The organism is Mannheimia haemolytica (assembly GCF_004342115.1).
Classification (GTDB): Bacteria; Pseudomonadota; Gammaproteobacteria; order Enterobacterales; family Pasteurellaceae; genus Mannheimia; species Mannheimia haemolytica.
The window spans coordinates 1-4973 of sequence record NZ_SMAC01000055.1; the positions used below are offsets into that span (position 1 = coordinate 1).

11 protein-coding genes are annotated in these 4973 nt (G+C 38.9%); 3 read left to right on the forward strand and 8 right to left on the reverse strand.

Annotation, left to right across the window (positions count from 1 at the left end):
- The 5 genes from EDC41_RS13125 to EDC41_RS13140 form a co-directional block, all read right to left on the reverse strand.
- Positions 1-683, reverse strand: a 683-nt coding sequence (locus EDC41_RS13125) for a DUF2303 family protein (protein ID WP_132303716.1), incomplete at its 3' end; no start/stop codon positions are given.
- Between the two features lie 59 nt (positions 684-742).
- The gene (locus EDC41_RS13130; protein WP_006250991.1) at positions 743-1102 is read right to left on the reverse strand and encodes a hypothetical protein; all 360 of its coding nucleotides are present in this window, start codon (positions 1100-1102) and stop codon (positions 743-745) included.
- 35 nt (positions 1103-1137) lie between these two features.
- On the reverse strand, positions 1138-1596 hold the full coding sequence (gene ssb, locus EDC41_RS13135) for a single-stranded DNA-binding protein (RefSeq protein WP_006253113.1): 459 nt from the start codon (positions 1594-1596) through the stop codon (positions 1138-1140).
- Between the two features lie 5 nt (positions 1597-1601).
- Positions 1602-1766, reverse strand: a complete 165-nt coding sequence (locus EDC41_RS13635; RefSeq protein WP_020824223.1) for a hypothetical protein — start codon at positions 1764-1766, stop codon at positions 1602-1604.
- Positions 1750-1935 carry a hypothetical protein gene (locus EDC41_RS13140; protein WP_020824222.1) on the reverse strand — a complete coding sequence of 62 codons (186 nt, stop codon included), beginning with the start codon at positions 1933-1935 and terminating at the stop codon, positions 1750-1752. Before EDC41_RS13140 ends, EDC41_RS13635 begins: the two co-directional genes overlap by 17 nt.
- A gap of 192 nt (positions 1936-2127) precedes the next feature.
- Here EDC41_RS13140 and EDC41_RS13145 point away from each other — a divergent pair, with 192 nt between their 5' ends.
- Positions 2128-2451 carry a hypothetical protein gene (locus tag EDC41_RS13145; protein WP_006250988.1) on the forward strand — a complete coding sequence of 108 codons (324 nt, stop codon included), beginning with the start codon at positions 2128-2130 and terminating at the stop codon, positions 2449-2451.
- Positions 2452-2929: 478 nt separating this feature from the next.
- Here EDC41_RS13145 and EDC41_RS13150 read toward each other — a convergent pair whose 3' ends face one another.
- Positions 2930-3160 (reverse strand): hypothetical protein, encoded by a 231-nt coding sequence (locus tag EDC41_RS13150; RefSeq protein ID WP_006250987.1) that lies wholly within the window; start codon positions 3158-3160, stop codon positions 2930-2932.
- Positions 3161-3459: 299 nt separating this feature from the next.
- Between EDC41_RS13150 and EDC41_RS13155 the strand changes: the two genes are divergently transcribed.
- Together EDC41_RS13155 and EDC41_RS13160 are read left to right on the forward strand one after the other, a co-directional pair.
- Positions 3460-3735: a type II toxin-antitoxin system RelE/ParE family toxin gene (locus EDC41_RS13155; RefSeq protein WP_006250986.1), complete on the forward strand. Its 276-nt coding sequence runs from the start codon at positions 3460-3462 to the stop codon at positions 3733-3735.
- Positions 3736-3743: 8 nt separating this feature from the next.
- On the forward strand, positions 3744-4049 hold the full coding sequence (locus EDC41_RS13160) for a HigA family addiction module antitoxin (RefSeq protein ID WP_006250985.1): 306 nt from the start codon (positions 3744-3746) through the stop codon (positions 4047-4049).
- A 66-nt stretch (positions 4050-4115) separates the two neighbouring features.
- On the opposite strand, the gene EDC41_RS13165 is transcribed toward EDC41_RS13160, so the two are convergent.
- Together EDC41_RS13165 and EDC41_RS13170 are read right to left on the reverse strand one after the other, a co-directional pair.
- Positions 4116-4535 carry a type II toxin-antitoxin system HicB family antitoxin gene (locus EDC41_RS13165; RefSeq protein ID WP_006250984.1) on the reverse strand — a complete coding sequence of 140 codons (420 nt, stop codon included), beginning with the start codon at positions 4533-4535 and terminating at the stop codon, positions 4116-4118.
- A 38-nt stretch (positions 4536-4573) separates the two neighbouring features.
- Positions 4574-4798 (reverse strand): type II toxin-antitoxin system HicA family toxin, encoded by a 225-nt coding sequence (locus EDC41_RS13170; RefSeq protein ID WP_318004554.1) that lies wholly within the window; start codon positions 4796-4798, stop codon positions 4574-4576.
- Between the last annotated feature and the right edge of the window lie 175 nt (positions 4799-4973).

Consider the following 4973-nt stretch of genomic DNA (forward strand, 5'->3'; position numbering starts at 1 on the left):
GTTAGTACAGGTTCACCGCTACCGGTTAGCACCTGTACACGCAGAGTAAATGATCGAGTGTCTAAGCCATTGTATGGATTGCAAGTAAATACAAGATGAGTTGGCAGTTGCAGTGTAGATTTAGCTTCCACCGATTCCATTGCTGATTTTTTAGCAGCAAAATCGCTAAGTTCGTGTTCTTCATTTCGGGCGTAGTCAATCGTCATTTTACGCACCGCTTGGACGGCATTTTTAATACTGATTTCATCTTCGTGGTGGTAAGCTATTAAGTAATCGCCCCAATCTTCGAGGAAATCAGAAAAATCACGCTGTGAGCGGCGTGAGCCATTAATTTCGCATAGAGCTTTGTAGGCTGCGGTTTTCTTCATTGCTAATTTCGCACGATGTTTTGCGTGACCGGCTTGTTCTCGGTTGCCCATATCAAATACAATTTCCGCACTCATTTTCTCTTGGTCGATAAAGCATTGTGCGTTTTCTTGGGAATTGGCGATAGCATATTCAATCAGGCTACCAAAACGCTGTGTTGAAAACGCTGCACGAAATTGGTTACGGTGAGCTTGGAAATGCTCTAGTGATTGTAATGTAATGCCTTCAGGTAACATTACTGTGCCAAAATCAGTTTGAACCTCTTTAGTTGCAGCTACAGCAAGAGCAGAGATTTGTTGAAGTGTCGTTTTGTCCATTTTAAGTTCCTTTTGTTTGAGTAAAAAATAAAGCCACGCATTAACGTGGCTATCGAAAATTAAGCAGCTGCTTTAGAAAGAGCTTTTAAACCGCTAGGGCTTTCTTTTACTGCCGTTTCTGTTTTTTCAGGTGTAGCAGATAATGCCCCACCTTTATGAACATACATTGGTGTGGCGGTCGTATCTTCTTCAGCTGATTTACCACGCTTAGTTGGTTTAACGTAGCTCAATTTGTGCTGAATTTGAACAGATGGGCTGTCGCTATCCATTTTGTCTAAGCTAAATTCAACCGTTACCTTACCCTTTTTATCGTGGGTTAGTACACCTAACGCCACATCTGAAAGAGCTGTTGCGAGCTTGTCTTTGAAAATACCGCAATCTAATTCATCTAAAAATTCAGGTACGTTTGTTTTTGCCATTTTGGGTTCTCCTAATTAGGGTTTGAATAAAATTATTAGAACGGAATATCATCATCAAAATCTCGTGATTCTGAATCCGTCATTACGTGGTTATATGGATTGGTTGGCGGTGGGTTTCCTGCCGGTTCGGTTGCCCAATTATTATTGCTGTTTCCGCTGTTTGAGCTACCGAGCATTTGTAGCTGATCGGCGATGATTTCGGTCGTCCAGCGGTCTGTGCCGTCTTGGGCTTGCCATTTGCGAGTGCGTAGTTTGCCCTCAACATAGACTTGTGAGCCTTTTTTCAGGTATTTGCCAATAATGTCAGCTAAATTCCGAAAGGCGATAATGCTATGCCATTCTGTGGCTTGTTTTTTATCGCCTGATACTTTATCCGTCCATTCGGTCGAAGTTGCCACACTGATTTTGGCGACTGAATCGCCATTTGGCATTGTTCGTAGTTCCGGGTCGTTACCTAGGCGACCGACAATAATCACTTTGTTAATTCCTGCCATTTTTATTACTCCTTATAAAGTGAAATCGGTTTATCTCTGCCAACGTTGAACCGCTCAATTTTGCGGTTAATCAACATAATTGCGTTTTGGCGGCTGTATTGTGGATAGGTTGAATGCTGCAATTTGCCGACCGCCACAATCTCTACGCCTGTTTCAATATTTCGTGTCATATTTGCCTCCGCAGTATTGATTGCCGTTGCTTTCCACTTGCCAAACGCCTTGATTTCGTTCGCATTTGTAACGTTGCATTTGTATGTGGTCGTCATAATCCATTCGCCCGACAATGCCTAATAGCAAAATTAGCAAGGCAAATGGGGCAAGTTGTTTCATTTTGTTCATAGGATTGTCCTTTCGGGTAAAAAAAGCCCACGTTTTACGGTGGGCAAATGGAGCGACTTACGTCTAGATTGTAGTAAACAGTGTCCGTGATTTTATACTTGCCACGGACAGCAAGCCCTGCTTGTCTCTCACCACTCGCAGGAATATAATTAAAGACCTCTCCTCTCATCACTAAAAATCAGGAACTTTACAATGTGGGAAGTATTGATACCCTCTATCTTTTCTATAATAAAAGAACACTTTGATAACATAGTTATGCGTATTACAACTTGGTTTCTGTCCTTTATTATCTGTTGGCTATATATACCAATAGATATACAAGATCATTTACTGGCTAATGCCCTACCAGGACTACCTACTTATACATTGCTCTATATTTTTTATTTGGTCGCTGCTACAGCTTTTTGGCAAATGTTTATCCTTTGCTTGGATGTCTTTGCATTGATAATTAATAAAATTATTAAAAGCCCAGCTATGGATCAACAAACCAATAGGGTTGACGTTGATAATAAATAAAATTAATAAGCATTGTTTTACCTTCATAATTTACCTCTAGTTAAATATTCCAGAACATACTTTCTTAAATACGCTTTGGAATAATGCGTGTCTGCCCACGCCGTCGCCCGTCCGGCTTTTGCCATTCCGTCGGGTGCTGCTTGTATCCGTACTTACTCAAACTTGAGATAAGCGTGATTGCTTAGGACTGATACCAGTGTTGCCTTTTCAGCTCTCCACACCTTGCGAGTGTGTTGCCTAAACCTTGCCACCTCTGTTTGGCAAGTCGTTCAAATTTGTATGTCAGGGTCTAACCAACCTTGCCGAGTGATAAAGCATTACTTTACAACTGCTCGAGGTTGTTAATATCGTCCGCACAAGCACTAAATTGTTAAAGAACATCCCACAGTCTCTGCTTATCTCTCGGCTATTGCCTGCTATGTGGGCTAGGTCTAGAACCTTTATTCAAGCCCTCAGTAAAGGGCTTTGATAAAAATTCTTAGTGAATGTAGGCTTGCCAAAGTTGTTGAGCTTGCTCAGCGTTCATTTTGTCGCTTTGGTTCCAGTCGATTAACTTGCCATTTCTGAACATTGCTCTTTCAATCACAAACTCTTGCGTGGCTTCATTTTCAAAGACCTCAAACACATTGATGAAATCACTGGTGCGTTTTTCTTTGCGTCCGCATAAAATGTAGTCTTTGTGGTTGTTTAGCGTTGTTTGTGCGTTCATTTTGGTTTCCCCTTTGTCTGTGGCGTTGTTTGTTTTGATGGGTGTATAATAAAGAAATCTTTATTTATTGTAAAGTATTATTTAAATAAAACTTTATATAAATAAGAATTTATTTAAAGATATCTTTATAAATAATTGATTTTAAAGAGAATTTATTTTTAGAAAGGTTGTTTGATTGCTTGTTTTTTAAACAGAATGCATAGAGAGAAAGGATAATTACACAGGAATACACTCGAAATATCTTGCCTTACTTATTTTTTGTGATATATTTATATCACATTTGTTTGGCGGGTATCATTATGATTAAGAGTTTCAAGCATAAAGGCTTAAAACAATATTTTGAAAAAGGGATAACAAAAGGTATTCAGCTTAATCATCAGCGTAAAATCGATGGTATTTTAGATTTGATTGATTCAGCAGAAAGTATTGATGAATTTATGCCTTTTTACCAATGCCACGAGTTAAAAGGAAATCGAAAAGGCATTTATTCTATGACGGTTAATGGCAACTGGCGGATTACATTTGAATTTGTAAATGGCGATGCTTATATTTTGAATTATGAAGATTATCATTAGGGGGAGTTATGCGTAAACCAGCACATCCAGGTCAAGTTTTATTAGATGGGTTTATTGAACCAAATAACATCAAAATTAAAGAATTAGCAGATCATCTTGGGTTTTCTCGTGAAACTTTATCAAGAGTATTACACGGCAAAACACCAATGACTGCAAATTTGGCGTTAAGTTTAGAAGAAGCAGGAATTAGTACGGCTAAGTTATGGCTCAACTTACAAACCAAATATGATTTATGGGAGTTAAAGCAGCAGCGGTTAAATCCTGTTATGCCTTTTCATTTTGGTGGAAATTATGGAGAAACTGCTCACGCTTAATAATGCCCTCTTCGGAGGGTTTTATTGTTCTTAGGAAAAGAAAACCGCCCGTAGGCGGTTATTTTATTAGTGAGGGAGAATAGTAAAGCGTTGATTTAGCTTACCATAGGCTTTCTCAACAAATTCTACTTTTGTGGAATGATTAAAATCTAATAGGCGATCTATCTGTGGTAAGTGTACATCTAATCGTCTTGCCATTTCTGCTTTACGTACACCTTGTTTAATCATTTCATTTAAGAGAAATACTTTCATTGATTGCAGCACGGTAAGATTAACCGTATGTTGTCCCTCTTTAATTGGGCTTGGCATTGGTATTTCTCGTCTATCATCAAAATAGAATTCAAGGGCTGTGGCTAAGCCATCTTGTGCTTCTAATAGGGCTTCTTCTAAGTCCTCACCTACGCTTGCCATTTCAGGAATATCAGGGCAAGTCACAAGGTATGTGCCGTTATCATCAGGGGTAATTTCAACTGGGTAGCGTAACATATAAACTCCTAGAAAAGCCCCTCTTTCGAGGGACTTTGTTATTTAAGATCTAAGTCTTTCTTAATCTTATTTACTAAACCTGTACCAATCTCTTTGCTCCCGTGATAAGGAAAAACCGATTGTTTTCCGTTTAGTGTTACCTTTCGATGACTGCCTCGCCTATGGTTTTCAATTTCGCAACCTTGAGCAAGTAAGTACCTCAGGAACTCGCTGTATTTCATAAGATACCTCCTTATCAAAACAGCAAGGAAATAATACAACATTTTTGTTGGTATTGCAACATTTTTGTTGTGTTTTTTTGTAGCAGAAAAGAAAACCGCCACGAGGGCGGTTTATTCAAGGAATATTATTTTATCTTTTGAATTGTTGTAGTAACAGATCGAGTTTATTATCAACCCCATCTATTTTCTTCTCCATATTGCCTAGTCGCTGCTCAAC